The sequence below is a fragment of the Wohlfahrtiimonas chitiniclastica genome (assembly GCF_002252325.1).
Classification (GTDB): Bacteria; Pseudomonadota; Gammaproteobacteria; order Cardiobacteriales; family Wohlfahrtiimonadaceae; genus Wohlfahrtiimonas; species Wohlfahrtiimonas chitiniclastica.
In genome coordinates this window covers 86,822-108,295 of the sequence record NZ_NEFL01000001.1, presented here as the reverse complement: position 1 = coordinate 108,295, position 21,474 = coordinate 86,822, and the positions used below count along the sequence as shown (strand labels likewise).

At 44.4% G+C, this 21,474-nt stretch carries 23 protein-coding genes and 1 CRISPR repeat array; of the genes, 17 read left to right on the top strand and 6 right to left on the bottom strand.

Annotated elements, in window-relative coordinates:
• Nucleotides 1–70: 70 nt before the first annotated feature.
• Complete coding sequence (locus B9T10_RS00550) at nucleotides 71–388, top strand: ComEA family DNA-binding protein (protein WP_094537546.1); 318 nt, start codon at nucleotides 71–73, stop codon at nucleotides 386–388.
• The gene (locus B9T10_RS00545) at nucleotides 388–942 is read left to right on the top strand and encodes a GspH/FimT family pseudopilin (RefSeq protein WP_094537545.1); all 555 of its coding nucleotides are present in this window, start codon (nucleotides 388–390) and stop codon (nucleotides 940–942) included. Before B9T10_RS00550 ends, B9T10_RS00545 begins: the two co-directional genes overlap by 1 nt.
• Here B9T10_RS00545 and B9T10_RS00540 read toward each other — a convergent pair.
• Nucleotides 939–2,018, bottom strand: a complete 1,080-nt coding sequence (locus tag B9T10_RS00540) for an AI-2E family transporter (RefSeq protein WP_082818413.1) — start codon at nucleotides 2,016–2,018, stop codon at nucleotides 939–941. The two genes, B9T10_RS00545 and B9T10_RS00540, sit on opposite strands and share 4 nt — an antisense overlap.
• A 112-nt stretch (nucleotides 2,019–2,130) precedes the next feature.
• Between B9T10_RS00540 and B9T10_RS00535 the strand changes: the two genes are divergently transcribed.
• The 12 genes from B9T10_RS00535 (at nucleotide 2,131) to B9T10_RS00480 (ending at nucleotide 10,400) form a co-directional block, all read left to right on the top strand.
• Complete coding sequence (locus tag B9T10_RS00535; protein ID WP_094537544.1) at nucleotides 2,131–2,445, top strand: hypothetical protein; 315 nt, start codon at nucleotides 2,131–2,133, stop codon at nucleotides 2,443–2,445.
• Nucleotides 2,446–2,457: 12 nt separating this feature from the next.
• On the top strand, nucleotides 2,458–2,730 hold the full coding sequence (locus B9T10_RS00530) for a rhodanese-like domain-containing protein (protein WP_008314195.1): 273 nt from the start codon (nucleotides 2,458–2,460) through the stop codon (nucleotides 2,728–2,730).
• 10 nt (nucleotides 2,731–2,740) lie between these two features.
• A complete protein-coding gene (locus B9T10_RS00525) occupies nucleotides 2,741–3,178 on the top strand; it encodes a hypothetical protein (protein WP_063455737.1) in 438 nt (145 codons plus the stop codon).
• Nucleotides 3,178–3,810, top strand: coding sequence for an RnfABCDGE type electron transport complex subunit B (locus tag B9T10_RS00520; RefSeq protein ID WP_094536671.1), 633 nt, complete (start codon nucleotides 3,178–3,180; stop codon nucleotides 3,808–3,810). Before B9T10_RS00525 ends, B9T10_RS00520 begins: the two co-directional genes overlap by 1 nt.
• A 26-nt stretch (nucleotides 3,811–3,836) precedes the next feature.
• A complete protein-coding gene (gene nth / locus B9T10_RS00515) occupies nucleotides 3,837–4,469 on the top strand; it encodes an endonuclease III (RefSeq protein WP_094491989.1) in 633 nt (210 codons plus the stop codon).
• Nucleotides 4,466–5,122: a lipoyl(octanoyl) transferase LipB gene (gene lipB / locus B9T10_RS00510; RefSeq protein WP_094537543.1), complete on the top strand. Its 657-nt coding sequence runs from the start codon at nucleotides 4,466–4,468 to the stop codon at nucleotides 5,120–5,122. The genes nth and lipB overlap by 4 nt, the downstream gene beginning before the upstream one ends.
• Nucleotides 5,106–6,065 carry a lipoyl synthase gene (lipA, locus tag B9T10_RS00505; protein WP_008314184.1) on the top strand — a complete coding sequence of 320 codons (960 nt, stop codon included), beginning with the start codon at nucleotides 5,106–5,108 and terminating at the stop codon, nucleotides 6,063–6,065. Before lipB ends, lipA begins: the two co-directional genes overlap by 17 nt.
• A gap of 9 nt (nucleotides 6,066–6,074) precedes the next feature.
• Nucleotides 6,075–7,094: a cation diffusion facilitator family transporter gene (locus tag B9T10_RS00500; protein ID WP_008314182.1), complete on the top strand. Its 1,020-nt coding sequence runs from the start codon at nucleotides 6,075–6,077 to the stop codon at nucleotides 7,092–7,094.
• Nucleotides 7,066–7,839 (top strand): TatD family hydrolase, encoded by a 774-nt coding sequence (locus B9T10_RS00495; RefSeq protein WP_094537542.1) that lies wholly within the window; start codon nucleotides 7,066–7,068, stop codon nucleotides 7,837–7,839. Before B9T10_RS00500 ends, B9T10_RS00495 begins: the two co-directional genes overlap by 29 nt.
• Nucleotides 7,840–7,849: 10 nt before the next feature.
• Complete coding sequence (locus B9T10_RS00490; RefSeq protein WP_094537541.1) at nucleotides 7,850–8,905, top strand: NAD(P)H-dependent flavin oxidoreductase; 1,056 nt, start codon at nucleotides 7,850–7,852, stop codon at nucleotides 8,903–8,905.
• A complete protein-coding gene (locus B9T10_RS00485) occupies nucleotides 8,896–9,636 on the top strand; it encodes an alpha/beta hydrolase (protein ID WP_094537540.1) in 741 nt (246 codons plus the stop codon). Before B9T10_RS00490 ends, B9T10_RS00485 begins: the two co-directional genes overlap by 10 nt.
• Nucleotides 9,637–9,698: 62 nt before the next feature.
• Nucleotides 9,699–10,400 (top strand): Bax inhibitor-1 family protein, encoded by a 702-nt coding sequence (locus tag B9T10_RS00480; protein WP_018122364.1) that lies wholly within the window; start codon nucleotides 9,699–9,701, stop codon nucleotides 10,398–10,400.
• A 49-nt stretch (nucleotides 10,401–10,449) separates the two neighbouring features.
• On the opposite strand, the gene B9T10_RS00475 is transcribed toward B9T10_RS00480, so the two are convergent.
• Nucleotides 10,450–12,066, bottom strand: coding sequence for a nitrilase-related carbon-nitrogen hydrolase (locus B9T10_RS00475; protein ID WP_063455730.1), 1,617 nt, complete (start codon nucleotides 12,064–12,066; stop codon nucleotides 10,450–10,452).
• Nucleotides 12,067–12,211: 145 nt separating this feature from the next.
• On the opposite strand from B9T10_RS00475, the gene recN reads away from it, so the two are divergent.
• Both recN and B9T10_RS00465 read left to right on the top strand, forming a co-directional pair.
• The gene (gene recN, locus B9T10_RS00470) at nucleotides 12,212–13,876 is read left to right on the top strand and encodes a DNA repair protein RecN (protein WP_094490959.1); all 1,665 of its coding nucleotides are present in this window, start codon (nucleotides 12,212–12,214) and stop codon (nucleotides 13,874–13,876) included.
• On the top strand, nucleotides 13,873–14,541 hold the full coding sequence (locus B9T10_RS00465) for a murein L,D-transpeptidase catalytic domain-containing protein (RefSeq protein WP_094490958.1): 669 nt from the start codon (nucleotides 13,873–13,875) through the stop codon (nucleotides 14,539–14,541). The genes recN and B9T10_RS00465 overlap by 4 nt, the downstream gene beginning before the upstream one ends.
• Nucleotides 14,542–14,550: 9 nt before the next feature.
• Here B9T10_RS00465 and B9T10_RS00460 read toward each other — a convergent pair whose 3' ends face one another.
• The 4 genes from B9T10_RS00460 to guaA all read right to left on the bottom strand — a co-directional run bounded on the left by B9T10_RS00460 (nucleotide 14,551) and on the right by guaA (nucleotide 20,166).
• Nucleotides 14,551–15,033, bottom strand: a complete 483-nt coding sequence (locus B9T10_RS00460; protein WP_143695659.1) for a hypothetical protein — start codon at nucleotides 15,031–15,033, stop codon at nucleotides 14,551–14,553.
• Between the two features lie 30 nt (nucleotides 15,034–15,063).
• Nucleotides 15,064–15,393 carry a hypothetical protein gene (locus tag B9T10_RS00455; protein ID WP_094537538.1) on the bottom strand — a complete coding sequence of 110 codons (330 nt, stop codon included), beginning with the start codon at nucleotides 15,391–15,393 and terminating at the stop codon, nucleotides 15,064–15,066.
• A gap of 92 nt (nucleotides 15,394–15,485) precedes the next feature.
• Nucleotides 15,486–18,034: direct repeats of the CRISPR family, unit length 28 nt; unit sequence TTTCTAAGCTGCCTATGCGGCAGTGAAC.
• Between the two features lie 132 nt (nucleotides 18,035–18,166).
• Nucleotides 18,167–18,550: a hypothetical protein gene (locus B9T10_RS00450; protein WP_008314168.1), complete on the bottom strand. Its 384-nt coding sequence runs from the start codon at nucleotides 18,548–18,550 to the stop codon at nucleotides 18,167–18,169.
• Between the two features lie 86 nt (nucleotides 18,551–18,636).
• Nucleotides 18,637–20,166 carry a glutamine-hydrolyzing GMP synthase gene (guaA, locus tag B9T10_RS00445; protein WP_008314166.1) on the bottom strand — a complete coding sequence of 510 codons (1,530 nt, stop codon included), beginning with the start codon at nucleotides 20,164–20,166 and terminating at the stop codon, nucleotides 18,637–18,639.
• A 156-nt stretch (nucleotides 20,167–20,322) separates the two neighbouring features.
• Here guaA and metC point away from each other — a divergent pair, with 156 nt between their 5' ends.
• Nucleotides 20,323–21,474: a cystathionine beta-lyase gene (gene metC / locus B9T10_RS00440; protein WP_094537537.1), complete on the top strand. Its 1,152-nt coding sequence runs from the start codon at nucleotides 20,323–20,325 to the stop codon at nucleotides 21,472–21,474.

The window sequence follows — 21,474 nt, the reverse complement described above, 5'->3', positions numbered from 1 at the left end:
ATCTTTTCATAACTTAACATTTTTGTTAAAAATAAATCTCCTTTTGATCTTCATTAAAATAGGGGGTTGTATGAAACGTTTATTGCAATGTTTAGCCGCAGTGGGTGTATTGTGTTCATGGTCTGCCTTTGCACTGCCTGTGAACCTTAACACCGCAGATGCACACACCATCAGCGCTGAAGTCAAAGGCATTGGGCCTGCAAAAGCCGATGCCATTGTCAAATACCGCACAGACAAAGGTGAATTCAAAAACATGGATGATCTATTGAATGTGCCTGGCATTGGCCCAAAATTGGTTGAACAAATCAAAGAACAAGTGATTTTCACAGATGTTGTGCCAGAGGCGCCACAAACTGCACCTGATACCACACCTGCTGCACAACCATAATGATGCGGCCCACCAACGACATCAAAGGCGTTACGCTCCTTGAACTGATGGTCTTGGTGGGCATTTTTAGCCTCATCGCTCTCTTTAGCCTGCCTAACTTAACGCCAATCTTTGCACGCCGACAACTGCACTCAGCACTCATCACCCTAGAACAAGATTTACGGTTTGCAAAACTCACCAGTAATCATCAAAAACAGACCATCTCAATGTGCGTGTCAGTCGATCAACGCACCTGTGTGAAAACGCCCACGCGCGATTGGCGATCAGGCTGGATTGTTTTCATGGATCCAGAAGGTTCGTTTAATCCTGAGCCCGATGACATTTTACGGCGCCGTCAAGGCTTTGATCCACAGCTTCACATCCTGAGCACACAAACCATTTTGCATGGTTTATCCTTCAATGCAGGCAAACGCAACAATAAAGGCTTAGGCACAGGTTTAGCCAATGGCTCCTTCACACTGTGTCATGCTCAAGTGATGCAGAGTCATAAAATCATCGTCAATATTTATGGGCGCACGCGCACACAAACCCATACCGGCAGCTGTGCCAATTAATCGGATGCACCTTTCCCTGTATAAAATTGACTGTGTGTATACGCTTTATAGGCCTCTCTTAACCCCACCATCAACACAGCACACACAGGCAATGCCAACAAAATTCCGAAAAAGCCAAAGAGCGCACCGCCTGCCATCAAGGCAAAAATCACCGCCACAGGATGCATGCCCAATTTATCCCCCACCAATTTTGGCGTGAGCACAAAGCTTTCCAATAATTGCCCAATGGCAAACACAATGCCCACCAAAATCAGCAATTTATAATCATGTGTTTGAAACCAAGCCATCGTTAATCCCACCACAATGCCCGTCGATGCCCCAAGGTATGGAATGAAGCTGATTAAACCTGCCAACATGCCCACCAATAAGCCCAATTCTAACCCCACCAACGTCAGGCCTAAGCTGTACACAAGTGCTAAGGCAAACATCACCGACAATTGCCCACGCATAAAACTGCCAAGCATTTCGTTGGCATCGGTTAAAAAGTTCAACACACGATCACGCACTTTTAAAGGGATCAAAGTACCCAATTGATGATTGATCAATTGCCAATCTCGCATGAAGTAAAACGTCAGCATCGGGATCAAAAAGAGGCTCGTTAAAAAACCGATGATCATCATCGTTGATGAGGTCAAAGAACTGATCACTTTACGCAGCGTCTCGCCAATCATGCCACCATAATTACTCAGCGCCTCTTGCACAGTGGCAAAGTTGAGTTTGACAAACTCAGGGGACAACTCTTTACCATAGGGTTTTAAAATGTGCTCTTGCACCCAGCTGAACACGGCCGGCAAACGATTTAAAAAGACAATCACCTGATTGATGAGCATCGGGATCAAAATGAGCAGTAACATCAATAAAATGATGGTGATCACGGTAAATACAATGGTCACAGCCCACATCCGAGAGAGTTTAGGCAAGCGGCTTTGCAGCTTCATCACGATGGGATTGCCAATATATGCCAAGCCAAAGGCGATCAAAAATGGGGTCAACACAGGGCGCAGCATAAAGATCAGCCACCCGAAAAAGAGGATGCATAACCAGAGGATGATTTGTCGATTTGTCAGCAGGCTCATAAGTTCCCTTATCATTTATTAATCTTGCGGCTCATTTTACATCAAAAGTATGCCAATGAACCGTTTTTAAAGTACAATGAGCCACTCATTTTTAAATAGGAATTTTTTGATAGTGCGTAAATTGTCAAAAAAATTAATTGCCCCGCTCTGGCTGTTGAGCGCTGTGTTCATCAGTGCCCATGCCGAAGAGAACACCCCGTCTGATCTTAATGCACAGATCGGACGTTGGGTTGAAGATGGCCCAGCCATCAAAGAATTTCCCGTCTGTTATCAGCTTTGGAAATGCGAAAACAGTCAGCCCACTGCAGGTGAGTCCATTTTATTGCCAAAGGGCGAATGGGGTCTTTGCAGTAATTACGCTGAAGTTTCCGACAATCAAGTGTGCACACAATGTGCCGCGCCCCCTCCCCTTGAAGTTTGTGAATAACGGGTCATCCATATGTTGTATTTAATAGACGTTCGTACCACTGAAGAATTTAATGCTGGGCATTTAAATGATGCCATCCACATCGATTACCGTGAAATTCTTCACAGAATCGATGAAGTGACCACCGATAAAGATGCTGAAATTCATCTTTACTGCCGCTCTGGCGTGCGCTCTGCGATTGCCGCGCAATTGCTGCACAGCCGCGGTTATTATCGCGCCCTCAATATTGGTGGGTATGAAGCGCTCAAAGCGCACTTTGAAGCTCAACACTCATATCAAGAATAAGGAAAATATCATGAAAGCCTCTCTTTTAGCTGTGCCTGTTGCCCTCATTTTAACAGCATGTGTGTCCACAGAACCTGCACAAAACACACAAACTACCATCGATGCTGCACCCGCAAAAGCAGCCCTGACGGATCAACATTGGTCTGCCCGTTTGCCCGATGAAAAAATGGCACTTCGCAGCTGTATTCTGGCCGATAAAAACATTAATGCCATTCTCTACTTAGAAAAATCAGACAAAGCCACAACTTTAGTGGTGGAAGAGAAAAATGGCGCGGTGAAAAACTGTGTTGTGGGTCACAATCAAAAAGCAAAATTATTACCCTTTGAAGATCAATTGCCAAGCCACATCACGCGCTTTTATCCCGTTGGCAAGAAATTGGGCGCCTGCGCTAAACCCACTGCCCTTAAAGATGCAGACAATCGTTTAATGGGAACTGTGTGCCAGTGATGAGTTTAGTTCAACAAATTGATCAATTGCTCCCTCAAACCCAATGTGAACAGTGTGGCTTTGAGGGCTGCCTACCTTATGCACAAGCATTAAGCAAAGGTGAATCAGACATCAATCGTTGCCCACCGGGTGGCGAGCCTGTCATGCGCGCCTTAGCACAATTACTCGATCGCCCTGAAAAAGCGATTGACCCAGAGTGCGGCACACCTTCCCCCATTCACACTGTTTACATTGATGAAACCTTGTGCATTGGCTGTACAAAATGCTTACAAGCCTGCCCGGTTGATGCCATTGTGGGCGCAAAGAAAAAGATGCACACCATCATCGCCAGTGAATGTACCGGTTGTGATCTATGCATTCCGCCGTGCCCTCTTGATTGTATTCACATTGTGCCGAGCCAAGAAGAGAATTTGCCCGCCATCGGTTTATCACCTGAGCAAAAGATTCGTGCCGCAAAATCAAGAGCGCGCCACGAAGCCCGCCAAGCGCGCAATGCCAATCGCACCACCATCACCAAAACCCTACCTCCACAAGAGAAAACGCTGGCCAATCGTTCAAGCGATGCCGATATGCTGTCCCTCATTGCCATGGCCAAAGCGAAAACTCAAGCAAAACACACAAAGCGAGATTAATCATGGCTAAGTTGTATCAACGGAAAATGACCAAAGAGGAAATTCGTACCTTTTTTGAGATTTTACGAAGTGACAACCCCCATCCCACCACAGAATTGATCTATTCGACGCCATTTGAATTATTAGTGGCGGTGCTTTTATCCGCCCAAGCCACTGACAAAGGCGTCAATAAAGCCACCGTTCCCATGTTTAAAGTCGCCAATACGCCAGAGGCTTTAGCAGATTTAGGCGTCGAAGGCATCAAAGGCTACATTAAGACCATTGGCCTATTCAATACAAAAGCTGAGAACCTCTATAAAACTTGCGTCATTTTACGCGATCGTTTTAACAGCGTAGTGCCAGATAATCGACAAGACCTTGAATCCCTTCCCGGCGTTGGACGCAAAACAGCGAATGTCATTTTAAATACCGCCTTTGGTCAGCCAACCATGGCAGTAGATACCCATATTTTCCGCGTGGGCAATCGCACAGGCTTAGCGCCCGGTAAAGATGTCGTGGAAGTTGAGCAAGAACTCCTTAAAAAAATTCCAAAAGAGTTCATGCTCGATGCGCACCATTGGCTCATTTTACTCGGTCGCTATGTATGTGTGGCGCGTTCGCCGAAATGTGCTGCGTGCCTTGTGTACAATCAGTGTCAATTTAAGGAAAAAACCGCATGATCATCAAAGATTTGGGGCTGACGGATTACGCGCCTATTTTTCATGCCATGCAATCCTTCACGGATATGCGCGATGATGCCACAGAAGATGAATTTTGGATCACTGAGCATCACCCTGTTTTCACACAAGGTTTAGCCGGAAAAAGTGAGCACATTTTGCAATTGAGTGACATTCCAATTGTCCCCACAGATCGTGGCGGACAGGTGACTTATCATGGACCGCGCCAGCTCGTGTTTTATCCGTTACTGAACATTAAAAAACATCGCTTGTCCCCGCGCCCGCTCGTCAGTTTATTAGAAAATACCACCTTAAAAGTATTAAAAGAGCTTGGCATTGAGGCGTATGCCAAACCTGATGCACCGGGAATTTATGTGGATCATCAGGGTGAATCCCATAAAATATCCTCCCTTGGCTTAAGAATTCGCAAAGGGTGTTGCTACCACGGATTGGCATTGAATGTGGACATGGATTTAACGCCGTTTGGTTACATTAACCCTTGTGGTTATCAAGGTTTAAAAATGATCAACGTGAGTGATTTAAACAAAAACTTTGATTTTGACATGATAAAATCGAGGTTCATAGAGTATTTTACCGCAGGCTTTACAGCGCTTGTGGCACAATCATCAAGGAGAGAAAATGGCAACGAATCATAAACCTGTACAAGGTGAAAAATTAAGAGGCGCTGATAAGGTTGCTCGCATTCCCATTAAAATTGAACCCACGACCCCTGAAACCCGTTTGAAAAAACCATCTTGGATTCGTGCAACATATTCTGGTGGCAAACGTGTGATGGAGCTCAAAGAGATTTTGCGCGGTGCAAAACTTGCCACCGTTTGTGAAGAAGCCGCCTGCCCTAACCTTGGCGAATGCTTTGGCAAAGGCACTGCAACCTTTATGATCATGGGCGCAATCTGTACGCGCCGCTGCCCGTTTTGTGATGTGGGTCACGGCCGCCCGAATCCTTTAGATCCTGAAGAGCCTAAAAACCTTGCCGAAACAGTGGCTGCAATGTCTCTTCGTTATGTGGTGATCACATCTGTGGATCGTGATGATCTGCGTGATGGCGGTGCGCAGCACTTTGCCGATTGCATCACAGAGGCGCGCGCAATGAATCCTGAGCTTAAAATCGAAATTTTAACGCCAGATTTCCGTGGTCGCATGGATGTGGCGATTGACATCTTAGCGAACACACCGCCAGATGTCTTTAACCACAATATGGAAACAGCGCCACGCCTTTATAAAGCTGCGCGCCCTGGCGCTGATTACCAATATTCATTGGACTTATTGAAAAAATTCAAGGCACAATGCCCAAGCGTGCCCACCAAATCAGGTTTAATGGTGGGTCTTGGCGAAACCGATGAAGAGATTTTAAATGTAATGCGTGATCTACGCGCCCACGATGTGGACATGCTCACCATTGGTCAATACTTACAACCGAGCCCACACCATTTACCGGTGCTGCGTTATGTGACGCCTGAAACCTTTGCAATGTACAAAGAAGAAGGCTTAAAAATGGGCTTCAAAGAGGTGGCGTCTGGCCCGATGGTGCGCTCTTCTTATCATGCGGACATTCAAGCCTCTTCATTAATCTCATAAGGATTTATAGTGACTTCCCACGGCAAAGAGATCATTCAACTACAAAAAATTGTCTTCATCATTGGCATCATTCTCTTTGCCATTAAGATTTTGGCTTGGGCATTGACAGGATCCGTTGCGATCCTCACCGATGCCCTTGAAAGCGTCATCAATGTGGTGGCGGGCGGTTTTACCCTGTATAGTTTGTATGTCTCTTTTTTGCCAAAAGATCACAACCACCCCTATGGCCACGGCAAGATTGAGTTCATTGCTGCGGGGATTGAAGGTACCCTCATCTTTATCGCGGGGGTTTACATTCTCATTGAGGCGATTGTGCAGCTCATTGAAGGCAAACACACCATCAATCAATTGGGTTACGGGATCATTTTAGTGGGCATTGCGGGCGCAATTAACTATGTGCTTGGTTATGTGATGATCAAAAAAGGGCGTGAGAAGAAGTCTCTGCCCCTCATTGCAGGCGGTAAACATTTATTGTCAGACAGCTATTCATCCATCGCCTTGATCATTGGTTTGATTTTAGTTCTCATCACAGGGCAATTGTGGTTAGACAGCGTCATTGCCATCGCTTTTAGTCTTTTCATTGCCTACGCCGGATTTAAAATCATACGTGAGGCCATTGCCGGCATCATGGATGAAGCCGATGAAGCATTGCTTGATGAATACATCACGGTTCTCAATCAAAACCGCACAGAAAACTGGATCGACATTCATAACATTCGCTTCATTAAATATGGCAGCAATTTGCATTTAGACTGCCATTTAACCGTACCTTGGTATTTTAATACCCGTGAAGCGCACCGTGAATATGAGCACCTTCGCGAAGTGACGCACACTTATTTTGATCAACCGGTGGAATTGTTTGTGCACATTGATGATTGCGTCACAGAATCTTGTGAGATTTGTGATAAACACGATTGCGCCCTTCGCCAAATGAAATTCATTCAAAAAGTGACCTGGGATGTGCACAACACCACACAATTGCCCCGTCACAGCATTCAAGATGTCAAAGAGCCCCATCGCCCTATTTGATTCCCACATCCATTTAGATGATCCGCGCTATGCGGACACTCTCCCTGTGCTTATGGAAAATGCCAAAGCGCGCGGCGTCATTGGCGCCATTATTCCGGGCACGGTGGCCAGTGCATTTACAAACATTACATCCATTACACAGCAATACCCTAACTGTTATGGCGCATATGGTTTGCACCCCTATTTTATGTCCATGCACACAGAATCTGATCTAGAGATTGTTGAGCAATACCTTAAAAAATGGCATGCCGTTGCTGTTGGGGAATGCGGATTAGACGCCATGATCGATGCAGATATGGATGCCCAGCTTGCCCTATTTAAAGCCCACATTCGCTTAGCGCTTGAGTACGACCTCCCATTGATCATTCACACTCGTAAAACGGTAGATCTTGTACTCAAAGAGATCCGTAAGCACCCAAATTTACGCGGCGTGTTCCACAGTTTTAGCGGCAGCATTCAACAAGCTGAGATCATTCGTCAGCACAATTTTTTGATGGGTTTTGGTGGACCGGTCACATTTGATCGTGCCCAAAAGCTGCAACGCTTAGTGAAGCATTTAACACTTGATGACTTTGTGCTGGAAACCGATGGCCCTTTTCAAGCCGGCAGCCATCGCATAAATGATTTACACTATCCGGAAGATTTACGAAACATTGCCGAATATGTTGCGACCCTTAGGGGAGATTCGTTAGAATCCCTCTCACACGCGACAACCACAAATACGAAAAACTTATTTAAGTTATAAGGATTCTTGCATGATTATTCCTAAACATCTTTCTACGCTTTTTAATATTGAATATCCCATCATTCAAGCGCCCATGGCAGGTGTTTCATCGCCTGAATTGGTGGCCGCGGTTTCAAATGCCGGTGGCCTTGGCACCATTGCCGCAGGCTATTTATCTGCTAATGCCCTTCGCACGGAGATTGAAGCGGTGCGCGCACTCACAGATCACCCTTTTATGGTCAATCTATTTGTGCCCCATCGCACCTATGTGAGCCGCGAGCAGATGGATGATTTCATCCTTAAAGCCTCTGAACTCAACCCGAACATTAAAATCAATGAGGCCACAAACCTCTATAATGAAAGCTTATGGGAAACGAGTGATTTAAGCCACATGGTGGATGTGATCATTGATTTAAATGTACCGATTGTCAGCTTCACCTTTGGCGTGCCAGATGATGAAACTTTAGCACGTTTACGTGAACACAATGTCTTGATTGTTGGGAATGCAACCCATCTATTAGAAGGCTTTGTATGGATCGAAAAAGGGGCGGATGCACTAATTTTACAAGGCAGTGAAGCTGGCGGACACCGTGCAACCTTCATTGGCGATCCACTTCGTGTGCAGCAATCAGCCTTCACATTATTACAGCAAGGACGCCGTGAATTGAACATCCCCCTCATCACATCTGGTGGTTATTTTGATTCCCAATCAATGGGCGCAGCCTTTTGTTTAGGCGCATCTGCCATTGCGGTGGGCACAGCTTTCATCACCACAGATGAGTCAAAAGCCTCTGAAGCTTATAAAGATGCCTTACTCAACAGCAATGAGTTAGACAGCATTTTCACGCGTGATTTAAGCGGTTCATGGGCACGTGCGGTGCGTACAGAGGGCTTAAAAGCCATTGAGGCGGCTGATTTACCACTATTGCCCTTCCCGGCGCATCGCTTTTTGATGAATGCACTCGTGGCACAAGATGAGCCTGAGAAATATCGCGCCATCTATGCCGGCATCAATGCACAATTTTGTGAACGTGCCGCTGCAGAGACTTTGATGCAGCGCTGGATCAATGAGTTGCAATGTCTATGATGTTCGATCACCTTGCCATTGAGCACGATGTGCCAAATGCGCCCAAAGCTGCCATTTTATGGCTCAGTGGTTATGCTTCTGTGATGAAGAGCACAAAAGTCACAGCTTTAGCCACATGGGCAAAACAGAATGATGTTGAGCTCATGCGCTTTGACTATTCAGGACTTGGGGAAAGTGGCGGTGATTTTGCTAAAGGCAATCTCACCACATGGCTCAATGAAGCACGATATTGTTATGATCAAGTGCGCCATCGTCCGGTGTACATCATCGGATCATCGATGGGCGCATGGCTTGCGCTTCGTTTAGCACTCGAGTTACAAGGCAGTGATCAAGCGCCAGATGGTTTATTGCTCCTTGCACCGGCGGTGGATTTCACTCATGAGTTGTTGCTCAAAGCATTAACGGCTGAGCAACTTGCCCACTTTAAAACAAAAGGCGTACTTGAATTGCCTTCACGCTATGATGAAGCGCCGCTGAAGGTGTACCATCAATTTGTTGAAGATGCCGCAAAGCACCGCTTATTAACGCATCCTCAAACCTTAACTGTGCCAACCACCATCATTCATGGTCAGCAAGATCAAGACATTCCCATCAGCTTAATGGAAAAGGCAGCACAGCATTTAGGCATCACAAATGTCATCACCGTGCCTGATGGCGGACATCGCTTGTCGCGCGATCAAGATATCGCATTGATTTTAAAAACAGTCGCCGCCATCATCAAAAATGAATAAGCCTATTGTTTCCCATAAAAATTGGCTATAATCCACTCAGTTTATATTATTTAGGAGGGTCTATGAACTCACACTATCAGCAAAACTCCGAGGTTTTTTCTGGCAGCAATGCCCTTGCATCGAACAAAGTGATTCGTCAAGCTTATGCATTGGTTGGGATCTCTTTATTGCCCACCGCGCTTGGTGTATGGCTAGGTTATATGAGCAATGGTTTATTGATGCGCATCGCAGGCAATAGCCCAATCATGTACTTTGTGGGCGTGATGGCGATTTTCTACGGTTTGATCTTCATGATTGAGAAAAACCGTAGAAACAGTACAGGCCTTGCGTTGATGTTTGTCTTTACCTTATTGATGGGCTTGATGCTGCAACCGCTCCTTGCGATGGTGAGCAACATGAACAACGGCATGAGCCTGATCAGCACAGCCGTTTTTGGCACGGCTGCCATCTTTGTGGGCTTAGCTTTCATTGGCAATAACGCCAGCAAAGATTACTCTTTCCTAGGTCGTTATGTGGGCATTTTGTTCATCGTATTGATGATCACGATTGTGCTCAACTACTTCTTCTTGAAGATGCCAATGATGTCTTTATTTGTCTCTTTTGCTGTGATCGCATTTTCATCCATGATCATTGTGTACCGCATCAACATGGCGGCACGCGGCGGTGAAGACAGCTACATCTCTTTAGCATTAGACATCTACATCTCCTTGTATAACATCTTCACAAGCTTGTTGAGAATCTTAGCCATTTTCAATGATGACTAAATCATCACCTCAAGAAAAAGCCCAGTTCACTGGGCTTTTTTAATGCCAATCACAAAGTTTCAATGTCGATGCTGCCCCAATCCACCACTGTGGGAAAGAGCCAATCATTTTGAAAAGAACGGTTCGATAATTTCGGGCTAAATCCTGCTTGCACGCGGTTCAGCTCCTCATGATGCAAGCGGCGAATCAAGGTTGCCACCAGCTCAGGATTACTGGCATGTGCCATGATCTCTTTAACCGATTGATTGCCCTCCATATAGGCTCGTAAAATGTCATCAATTTCACTGATTTTGGTTTCACGACCATGATTGACAAAATGCTTTTGCAGCGTCGCATTCTTTGCTCGCTCAATCAAACTGACGGGGAAAATCGCCCGTTCATTTGAAGCATTTAATAACTCCGCAAGCTCCACAAGCTGGGATTGATACACATCCGTCAACGGCATAAAGCCCGTCAATGCAAAACTCGCAATATTATCTTTAATGCCAAGGGCAATTTGAGTTTTATCAATGCTGCTCACAGGCCAAGCGCCTAAGAGCTCTGCCACTGAGATAAAAATGGTGGATTTAAAGCGATCATACGTGCCCATTTTCCAGCGTTCATCCAGCAATTGCTCGCCTTGACTGATGAAACCATCAATGATCTCATTTTCTAAATTCCAGCTGTAAAGTTTAACGCCAAGCGGCGTCATGAAATTTTGAATGTGCTCTTTAAGATAAGGTGAATCCCAGCGCGACTGCACCCATAAACCAGCCACACGCTCCTTACCTAATGCCTTCATGGCAATGAATAAAATCAGTTGTGAGTTTAAGCTGCCATCCATCAAAATGAGCGCCTTTTTGTGGGGCGTTGTGGTGATGAATTCTTGCATCACAAATTTAATCGCCCAATATAAATGCTTTAAATATGTGGTGGTGCGATACTCAGGCTGAGGGTTCTCGCTTTGCAATTGATTCATCGAAGTGACGCGCTGATCCTCATCAAAATGGCGCAGCGTTAATAAATTGATCCCTTCAGCATTGATCAATGCTGAACATCCCTCTAACAATAAGCTGTTAGAGACCCCTACATGATTGACATACACAATTGGCATTGAGCGCGTATTGGCCAAATGACAAAGATACACCGCCCGCGATAAACTGAGCTCATGGGACCATAAAAACGCCGCAGCGCAACACAATACATCACATTCTGGCAAGCGCTCTTCATGAAACAACTCTTCAGAGATGATGACGCCAATTTTAATGCCGCGGATCTCTATCACCGTTTTATCCGTACCTGCTGTAAAATAGCGGTGCTCCATATAGAGCTCTAAATTTGGAATCACGGTTTTGCGATGGTTCCCTATGATCTGCCCACCACTTAAAATGCCAACACTGCTGTAAACCCCTGCGGCTCCGCGCTCAGGATAACCCACTAAAGCAATCACATGTGCAGGCACATATTTAGCAATGTCTATTAAGGCCTCATGGCAAGTTTTTAAAAATTGTGTTTTTAAAAAAAAGTCATCGGCGCCATAGCCTGACAATGATAACTCTGGAAAAACAATTAATTCAGCCCCTTCACTGACCGCACGCTCAATGCGCTCAATGATGATCTGCCGATTGCGTGCCACATCGCCGCCGCGACTATTGATTTGCTCAATTGCAATCTGTAAGTTATACATCTGGCAACGCCTCCATATTCTTAATTTTTATTTGTTCTCAATAGTAGCACTTCGCCACACACTGCTAATGCTATTTATTATCCAATTGACACTTTTTTAGTTACAATGGCAGCCGTTCATTATTCGACCAAAGGTATCTCTATCAATGCTTGTTGAATTAACCATCGAAAACTTAGCCATCATTGACAACTTATCATTAGAATTCGATCAGGGGCTCTCTGTCATCAGCGGTGAAACGGGCGCCGGCAAGTCCATCACTGTCGATGCGCTCAGTTATATTTTAGGCGGTAAAGTCGATCATAACATGATCAGCCACGATAAGACACAATGCAATCTTGTCGCGCATTTTGACGTCTCAAACATTCCAAAAGCCCGTACATGGTTAAAAGAACAATCCATTGAATCCACAGAGGGTGAATGCATCATTCGCCGCGTCATCAATAAAGAAGGACGCTCTAAAAACTACATCAATGGTCAATCGATGCCGCTGCACGCTTTAAAGAGCTTAGGCGAAATGTTGATCGACATTCATGGGCAACATGCGCATCAATCCTTAGTCAAGGATACTCATCAACGCGAATTGCTCGATCAATATGCCGAGACAGAAACAGAGCTCCTAGAGATTGCGCGCCTCGCTAAAGAGATTAAACAGCGCACAGAGAAACTTGAACGCCTCAAAAATCAAGATGATTCGATGCGTGAACGCGTGGAATTTTTAAATTTTCAACTGCAAGAGTTTAAAAACATTGCCCCAAAAGAAGGCGAATGGGAGAGCATTGTCGAGCAGCACAATGAGGTGAGTCATGCAGAAGAGTTTCAAGAAGGCATTCAGCTTTCCTTAGGCTATTTAGATGATGAACGCGGCGTTTTAACTTTACTCAATAAAGTGAGCGCCCAATTGACAGCGCTTGCCAAATTAGATCAAAAATTCCAAACCTATGCGGACATGATCAATGAAGCAGAGATTTTGTGCTCTGAAGTCACTAATGATCTCAATCGTTTAGATGGCATTGAGGTGGATGAAAAAACCATTTTACGCTTAGAATCCCGCATGCGTGAGCTCAATGATTTAGCGCGTAAACATCGCGTGGAGCCTGAGGATTTATTGAAAAAGCAGGCAGAAATTGAAGATGAGATCAACTCACAATTTTTATCTGAAGATGCCATCATCGATCTAGAGAATGAGCTCAAAGCCGAACAAGAAAAATGGCAAAAAGTTGCCCATCGCATCACTCAATTGCGCATCAATGCCATTGAATCTCTCAACCCTGAGATCACCGCGGCGATGCAAGGGTTATCCATGGTTGGCGGTGCCTTTGACATTCGCCTGCTGCCCGAAAAGCCCTACAGCAGCCACGGACAAGAGCGTGTGGAGTTTTATGTGCGCTCTAATCCCGGCATGCCGTTTTATCCTCTTGGCAAAGTGGCATCGGGCGGTGAACTTGCGCGCATTAGCTTGGCGATCTCTGTCATTTTAAGCATGAAGTCTTCCCTGCCCACCCTCATTTTCGATGAAGTGGATACAGGCGTGGGCGGCGCGGTGGCTGAGATCATCGGCAAGCATCTTCAAGAACTCAGCAAAGGTCGCCAAGTCTTTTGTGTGACGCATTTGCCTCAAGTGGCGAGCTTTGGGCATCACCATTTTGCAGTGTCAAAATCCAAATCAAAAGATCATACGGAAACAGAGATCAAAAAGCTGTCAAACGATGAGCGCATCCATGAGATTGCCCGCATGCTTGGCGGCGTTAAACTCACAGAAGCCACCTTTAATCATGCGCGCGAAATGCTAAGCGCAAGCCACAGTGAATGATCATGCGCATTAAATTCATTGTCACCGTTGTCATTGTGGCAGCGGGCGCAGCGATCTATTTTAAAGATCGCCTTCGCCTCATCCCAAGCTTTTTTGAGCGCGGTACAGAGGCGCCGCTTGAGCAAACGCAACCGACCATTGATTTAGCCACGCGCGCCCACGAAGCTTATGAATATGCCAAAGCCCATCACATGGATACGGATCATGCCATATTGATCGATTTTGCGCGCCATTCTGGTAAAGATCGCTTTTTTGTGTGGAATTTTAAAACACAATCACCGCAGATCAAAAGCATCGTCGCCCATGGTTATGGCAATGTAGGCTTTGAGAGTGATAATCAAAACATTGTCTTTAGCAATCAACCGAATAGTTATGCATCTTCTCTCGGTAAATACCGTGTGGGCATCCGCGCACCGAGCAAATGGGGAATTGGCATTCACTACAAACTCCATGGACTAGAGGCGAGTAACAGCAATGCCTTTAAGCGTTACATTGTGCTCCACTCTTTTAAGATGATTCCGAATGAAGAAACTTTCCCAAACTATTTGCCTTTAGGTTTCAGCCAAGGCTGCCCGGTTGTGGATGATGACACAATGCGCAAAGTGGACAAGCTTTTACAAACCAAGAAAAAACCTGTCCTGCTTTGGGCGTATTATGGTGAGTAACTTAACGAATTAATTTTTTTTAAAAATTTCAATAAGATAATTAGCTTTGATATTTTGTAATGCTTCAATAAAACCACGATACAAATATTGATCATGTTTCAGTATTTGATGTGTACGATTGATTAATGCTAAACGTTGATCAGATAAATCTTTCACTTCTGCACGAAGGTCTTCAATAATATCTGATTCGATTTGATTAAAACTAATGCAAAATTCAGGCGCTCGCATCAATGAATGATCAAGCTCCACAGCTGGTTCTACTTCCGGAATTTCAACTTCATCCATATAAGTAGCCATTTGAGGATTTTTATCCATAATTTTCTGTAGTCTAGCATTTGTCTTGCCGACGCGCATACCAAACTCAATCATTTTTGTTTCTCTGTGCAACTCAAGCTTGTAACTCGCTAACAATTCTTGCTTGCGCAATTTTTGATCAATATTATCCGACATCTTTTTTATATTTTCGTTGATGTTTCGTAAAAAATTTATCATTATTCCATTCCTAATTATATTAATGCACAACTATTGGCACTTAATCATATTCTTTTTTTGCATAGATTTAAATTGTTGAGGACCTAAAATCTTCAATTCTCGCATTAATTCTGGCTTATCTAATGGCGTACCTGACATCAATAAATTTAATTCTGCGGTATAAATATAATGATTTAAGGCTTCGATATAAGCACGTTTGTCGATATATTTCCAATGTCCACGATCGTTATAATATGCACTTTTACCTTTTTGCTGACAATAATCACTGGCCTCAATCATCGCTGATGCAATGATTAACTCATTTGCCTGCCCAATGGAAAACACCCCGAATACCAATCCTAATAAAATCTTTTTTTTCATTATTATTTTTCCTATTGTTATTTGATTCTTTATTTGTGATTCTTAAATCATAACACAATCAATATTCAAGCTCTAGAGATGAGTCTTATGAAATTTTAAGCTGCCTATGCGGCAGTGAACATCTTCTTGTGTTGATCCTGCTGTGCCTGCTATTTCTAAGCTACCTATGCGGCAGTGAACGCGCATTGGTGCACAGTGGTACAACGATTGACTTTCTAAGCTGCCTATGCGGCAGTGAACTGTCATATCTTGTTGAGCGTAAAAAGCTATGGTTTCTAAGCTGCCTATGCGGCAGTGAACAATCCGCGCACTCCTGCAATTTTATATACAACTTTCTAAGCTGCCTATGCGGCAGTGAACCGTTTGTGGCCATTTGCAACACATCCGCCTGTTTTCTAAGCTGCCTATGCGGCAGTGAACTGGTTTTGCACAAAGTTGCACGTTTAGCAAATTTTCTAAGCTGCCTATGCGGCAGTGAACCAGAAGCGCCGAACATTACTGCGGGCTTTGTTTTTCTAAGCTGCCTATGCGGCAGTGAACGGCATGGAGCGAGAGCAGTACAACATTACATGTTTCTAAGCTGCCTATGCGGCAGTGAACGCATCAATAGCTTTGGCGGTAGCGCATATGAGTTTCTAAGCTGCCTATGCGGCAGTGAACGCAGCTTCAAGAATCTCACAACCGCCTTTTGTTTTCTAAGCTGCCTATGCGGCAGTGAACTACGTGTACCGAGGGACAATACAGTTGAGCCGTTTCTAAGCTGCCTATGCGGCAGTGAACCAAGCATCGAGAGCGTGGGAAAAGGTCGATAATTTCTAAGCTGCCTATGCGGCAGTGAACGTAGTGGAGTTCTTATGAGAGTAGGTTCTTATTTTCTAAGCTGCCTATGCGGCAGTGAACACTTATCTATCATCGATCGATCAAATAAAGATTTTCTAAGCTGCCTATGCGGCAGTGAACTCAGCATGCGCAACTTGCTAAAAGCGCACAAATTTCTAAGCTGCCTATGCGGCAGTGAACGAGATACATCATCACGGGAGTAATGCAGGCTCTTTCTAAGCTGCCTATGCGGCAGTGAACAGTGCATTGAAGCAAAGATTGACGCATTAAAATTTCTAAGCTGCCTATGCGGCAGTGAACAGAAAATCTCTAAAAAAAAATCTGTGCGAATATTTCTAAGCTGCCTATGCGGCAGTGAACGATTAGGCGGCACACCTATTAACCCTCAAAACTTTCTAAGCTGCCTATGCGGCAGTGAACTGAGATAAATATTGAACTCTGTTTGGCTATCATTTCTAAGCTGCCTATGCGGCAGTGAACAATATCATTTTAGAGATAAACTTTTCAGAAGATTTCTAAGCTGCCTATGCGGCAGTGAACTCAGCATGCGCAACTTGCTAAAAGCGCACAAATTTCTAAGCTGCCTATGCGGCAGTGAACGGTCGTCTATGAACATCGACTACAACTCAAAATTTCTAAGCTGCCTATGCGGCAGTGAACCTATCAGTATGAGCGCAGATGTTGCAATTAATTTTCTAAGCTGCCTATGCGGCAGTGAACAGAGGGCGGCAAACGGGGGCGACAGTTCAAGAGTTTCTAAGCTGCCTATGCGGCAGTGAACTCGTTAATGTTTGGAAATATATTAAGCGGATTTTTCTAAGCTGCCTATGCGGCAGTGAACTTTTTGAAGAGCCAAACATCACCTTCCAAATCTTTCTAAGCTGCCTATGCGGCAGTGAACACAACTCGAAAATGGCAAGACCAAAACGGGCATTTCTAAGCTGCCTATGCGGCAGTGAACCTAGATGCGTGATATATAACCCTGATTTTTTATTTCTAAGCTGCCTATGCGGCAGTGAACACAAACAGAAACGCACACAAGATTATTCCTCGTTTCTAAGCTGCCTATGCGGCAGTGAACGCTCAAAACCAATTTTATACGACTCAAGAATTTTTCTAAGCTGCCTATGCGGCAGTGAATGCTGACATACAAGAGCGGCGACAACGCCGCAATTTCTAAGCTGCCTATGCGGCAGTGAACAAATGGTTAGGCTTTCCTTATTTTATTTTAATTTTCTAAGCTGCCTATGCGGCAGTGAACTGGAAGAAATTGCGTAGGATTTGATTGTGATGTTTCTAAGCTGCCTATGCGGCAGTGAACAAAAATATTTTTGGTGTTAATTATCTTTTAAATTTCTAAGCTGCCTATGCGGCAGTGAACTAGTTGTTTCTAAAGGTCTATCTTTTGATAAATTTCTAAGCTGCCTATGCGGCAGTGAACACTTTATCCAAAAATTCACAATGAGCCTGATCTTTCTAAGCTGCCTATGCGGCAGTGAACAGTAATTAATCCCCCAAATAATTTGATGCTTCTTTCTAAGCTGCCTATGCGGCAGTGAACTTCCTTGCCAAACCGCGCAACATCCACAGAGCTTTCTAAGCTGCCTATGCGGCAGTGAACGTACACAAAATGGCGAGAATGCAGACGATCGCTTTCTAAGCTGCCTATGCGGCAGTGAACGCTTAGCCCCTTTTTTAAGAGGAAAACCATATTTTCTAAGCTGCCTATGCGGCAGTGAACAGATACTCAAAACAAAGTAGCATCTATCGCTATTTCTAAGCTGCCTATGCGGCAGTGAACAATTAAAAATATTACAGGGCCATTGGAAACATCATGATTTCGGCAGTTTATAGCCATAAAACCAATCCTTTTCCAATGACATGTAATTTACTGATATTTATCCAAATTTTTAAAGATCAAACCATAAAGGTCTTAAGTGTCCGCATGCTCAATCGCGCCTGCAACCGCACAACCTTTATAAGTGCGTTTGCCATAGTAGAACGTGGCAGTGAAATCTGTTTCATCGCCATTGCTGTCTTTACACTTCAATGAGCGGATGTTTAATGTCAATGGCTGCCCATCATAATCCCCTGAGAATTCAACACCTTTTGCATATGCCGATCGCGTCACTTTCAATGTGCCCTCGCGAACCATTACCCCTTCAATCTCTAACTGATCATCATGCTTGACCACGATGCGCCAAGGCTCATTAAGCTTGCCATATGCAGTAAAATCATGCACCACGGTATCTTGCTCAACAGAAGCACAACCTGTTAAAACTGCCATAATGGTTGTAATCATCCATAATTTTTTCATTCAACTCTCCTAAAAATCATTAAAAAAAATGGCCTAATATTTATTTAGGCCATTTTTTATGTTCATGTCAATGCGTGGAAACTAAATTATTCCCACTCCACCGTTGCAGGTGGCTTACTTGTGATGTCATACACAATGCGGTTCACGTGTTTAACCTCATTGACGATACGCACAGAAATTTTTTGTAAAATGTCCCATGGAATGCGGGCAAAGTCTGCTGTCATGCCATCAATCGATGTGATCGCACGAATGGCAATCGTATAATCATATGTACGGCCATCACCCATCACACCCACGCTTTTCAGACCAGTCAATACTGTAAAATATTGCCAAATGTCACGATCTAAGCCCGCTTTGGCGATTTCTTCGCGCAAGATGAAGTCACTGTCACGCACGATTTCTAATTTATCTTCCGTGATGTCGCCTAAAATACGAATCGCTAAACCAGGACCTGGGAATGGTTGGCGCCACACTAAATGGGCAGGCATGCCAAGCTCTTCACCGAGTAAACGCACTTCATCTTTAAATAAAGTATTGAGCGGTTCAATCAATTTGAACTTCATATCTTCAGGTAAACCGCCCACATTATGGTGTGATTTAATGGTTTGCGCTGTCGCTGTACCACTTTCAATGATGTCTGTGTACAAAGTGCCTTGTGCCAAGAAATCAATGTCTTGTAATTTTTGAGACTCTTCATCAAAGAGATAAATGAACTCATTACCGATGATTTTACGTTTCGTTTCAGGATCAGACACACCCGCTAATTTACCTAAGAAGCGTTCTTTAGCATCCACTTTGATGATGTTTAAGCCAAATTTACCGCTTAAGTTGTTCATCACCTCTTCAGCTTCACCCTTACGCAACATGCCGTGATCCACAAAGATACACGTCAATTGTTCGCCAATCGCTCTGTGCAATAATACGCCCACAACGCTTGAATCCACACCGCCAGAGAGTGCCAACAACACTTTTTTATCACCCACTGTTTCGCGGATGGTTTTGATTTGCTGGTCAATGAAGTTTTCCATTTTCCAATCGCCATGGCAGCCACACACATTCAAGGCAAAGTTTTTCAATAAATCAAAGCCTTTTTCAGAGTGTTTCACTTCCGGATGGAACTGAACGCCAAACCATTTTTTATCTTTATTTTCAATCGCAGCAATCGGGCAATCGTCACTTGTGGCGACAACTTCAAAGCCTTCAGGGATTTTTGTCACCAAGTCACCATGACTCATCCATACCACGTGCTCTTCAGGTAAACCATTTAATAACAATGCATCTTTTTGCGTATGTTTTAACAACGCTTTACCATATTCACTGTGATCCGCTTTAGAGACTGTGCCGCCTAATGAATCGCTCATGAGCTGCATGCCATAGCAAATGCCAAGCACAGGCACGCCTAAATTGAAGATTTCCATGTCAATTTTAAAGGCATCTTCTGCATACACACTGTTTGGACCACCGGATAAAATGATGCCACTTGGCGCCATTTTTTTGATCTCTTCTGCAGTTGTTGTGTGCGCAATGAGCTCGGAAAATACACCAATCTCACGAATACGACGAGCAATCAACTGATTATATTGGCTACCGAAATCCAAAACGACTATATTTTCCATCGCGCTTCCTTATCTAATCTCTCTGCAAAAGGATTATTATAGCGGATTTATTGACCAACCTTGCGATTAATATTATAAAAAACTGCAAAAAAATTGATTAAATATCAATCGCTCCTTGCTATAGTGAAAGATCACCATTCATTTCGAGGATGTGCAATGAAGATAGAAACGCAACTGACACAATTAGGACGCGATCCTGCAAAGCAAACGGGATTTGTCAATGGCCCGATTTATCGAGGCTCTACTGTTGTTTATCCCACGATGGATGATCTCGTTAATCGCCGTGCAGAATTCACGTATGGCACAGCTGGCACGCCCACCATTCGTGATCTTGAAAATGCATGGACAGCCCTCACAGGCGGCGCGGGCACTGTATTATCGCCCTCTGGCTTAGGCGCGATTGCCCTAGCACTGTTGACCACGTTAAAAAGTGGTGATCATCTTTTAATGCCAGATTCTGTCTATTCACCGAGCCGCGCATTTTGTGATGATTTTTTACAAAAAATGAATGTGCGCACCACTTATTATGATCCATTGATTAAAGATGAGATCACAGAACTCTTTGAAAAAAATACCACTGTCCTATTTTTAGAATCCCCCGGTTCTCAAACCTTTGAAGTGCAAGATGTGCCGCATCTCACTGCCCTTGCCCATCAACACAACATCACCACCATCATTGACAATACATGGGCAACGCCGCTCTTTTTTGATGCCCATCGTCATGGTTGTGATCTTTCTATTGAAGCTGGCACCAAATATTTAGGCGGTCACTCGGATCTATTGCTTGGGCTCATTTCAGCAAATGATGCATGGTTTCCAAAACTTCGAAAAACCTATGATCTTTTTGCGATGCTGCCAGGCGCTGAAGATTGCTTTTTAGCTTTAAGAGGATTAAGAACCCTCAGCATTCGTGTCAAAGAGGCTGAAAAGCGCTCGTTAGCGATGGCGAACTGGCTCAAAACTTTACCCGAAGTGGCCAAAGTCCTGCATCCTGCTTTGCCTGATTGCCCCGGCCATGAGATTTGGCAGCGCGATTTTACCGGCAGCACAGGACTTTTCTCCATCGTATTAACGCCTGGTTTTACGCAGCAAAACCTCGCGCACATGCTTGATCATATGAAGATTTTTTCCATGGGTTATTCATGGGGCGGCTTTGAGAGCTTGATCATTCCATTTGATTGCAGCACCTATCGCACGGCGACACAATGGCAAACTGATGCCCTTGCCCTGCGCTTACAAATCGGGCTTGAAGATGTTGAGGATCTAAAAGCCGACTTAACCGCTGGCTTTGCGCGTTTACACGCATAA

Bases quoted from the DNA above. Each gene is read 5' to 3' on its own strand.
- B9T10_RS00550 (WP_094537546.1), top strand. From the start codon at position 71: ATGAAACGTTTATTGCAATGTTTAGCCGCAGTGGGTGTATTGTGTTCA.
- B9T10_RS00545 (WP_094537545.1), top strand. From the start codon at position 388: ATGATGCGGCCCACCAACGACATCAAAGGCGTTACGCTCCTTGAACTG.
- B9T10_RS00540 (WP_082818413.1), bottom strand. From the start codon at position 2,018: ATGAGCCTGCTGACAAATCGACAAATCATCCTCTGGTTATGCATCCTC.
- B9T10_RS00530 (WP_008314195.1), top strand. From the start codon at position 2,458: ATGTTGTATTTAATAGACGTTCGTACCACTGAAGAATTTAATGCTGGG.
- B9T10_RS00525 (WP_063455737.1), top strand. From the start codon at position 2,741: ATGAAAGCCTCTCTTTTAGCTGTGCCTGTTGCCCTCATTTTAACAGCA.
- B9T10_RS00520 (WP_094536671.1), top strand. From the start codon at position 3,178: ATGAGTTTAGTTCAACAAATTGATCAATTGCTCCCTCAAACCCAATGT.
- nth (WP_094491989.1), top strand. From the start codon at position 3,837: ATGACCAAAGAGGAAATTCGTACCTTTTTTGAGATTTTACGAAGTGAC.
- lipB (WP_094537543.1), top strand. From the start codon at position 4,466: ATGATCATCAAAGATTTGGGGCTGACGGATTACGCGCCTATTTTTCAT.
- lipA (WP_008314184.1), top strand. From the start codon at position 5,106: ATGGCAACGAATCATAAACCTGTACAAGGTGAAAAATTAAGAGGCGCT.
- B9T10_RS00495 (WP_094537542.1), top strand. From the start codon at position 7,066: ATGTCAAAGAGCCCCATCGCCCTATTTGATTCCCACATCCATTTAGAT.
- B9T10_RS00490 (WP_094537541.1), top strand. From the start codon at position 7,850: ATGATTATTCCTAAACATCTTTCTACGCTTTTTAATATTGAATATCCC.
- B9T10_RS00485 (WP_094537540.1), top strand. From the start codon at position 8,896: ATGTCTATGATGTTCGATCACCTTGCCATTGAGCACGATGTGCCAAAT.
- B9T10_RS00480 (WP_018122364.1), top strand. From the start codon at position 9,699: ATGAACTCACACTATCAGCAAAACTCCGAGGTTTTTTCTGGCAGCAAT.
- B9T10_RS00475 (WP_063455730.1), bottom strand. From the start codon at position 12,066: ATGTATAACTTACAGATTGCAATTGAGCAAATCAATAGTCGCGGCGGC.
- recN (WP_094490959.1), top strand. From the start codon at position 12,212: ATGCTTGTTGAATTAACCATCGAAAACTTAGCCATCATTGACAACTTA.
- B9T10_RS00465 (WP_094490958.1), top strand. From the start codon at position 13,873: ATGATCATGCGCATTAAATTCATTGTCACCGTTGTCATTGTGGCAGCG.
- B9T10_RS00460 (WP_143695659.1), bottom strand. From the start codon at position 15,033: ATGATAAATTTTTTACGAAACATCAACGAAAATATAAAAAAGATGTCG.
- B9T10_RS00455 (WP_094537538.1), bottom strand. From the start codon at position 15,393: ATGAAAAAAAAGATTTTATTAGGATTGGTATTCGGGGTGTTTTCCATT.
- B9T10_RS00450 (WP_008314168.1), bottom strand. From the start codon at position 18,550: ATGAAAAAATTATGGATGATTACAACCATTATGGCAGTTTTAACAGGT.
- guaA (WP_008314166.1), bottom strand. From the start codon at position 20,166: ATGGAAAATATAGTCGTTTTGGATTTCGGTAGCCAATATAATCAGTTG.
- metC (WP_094537537.1), top strand. From the start codon at position 20,323: ATGAAGATAGAAACGCAACTGACACAATTAGGACGCGATCCTGCAAAG.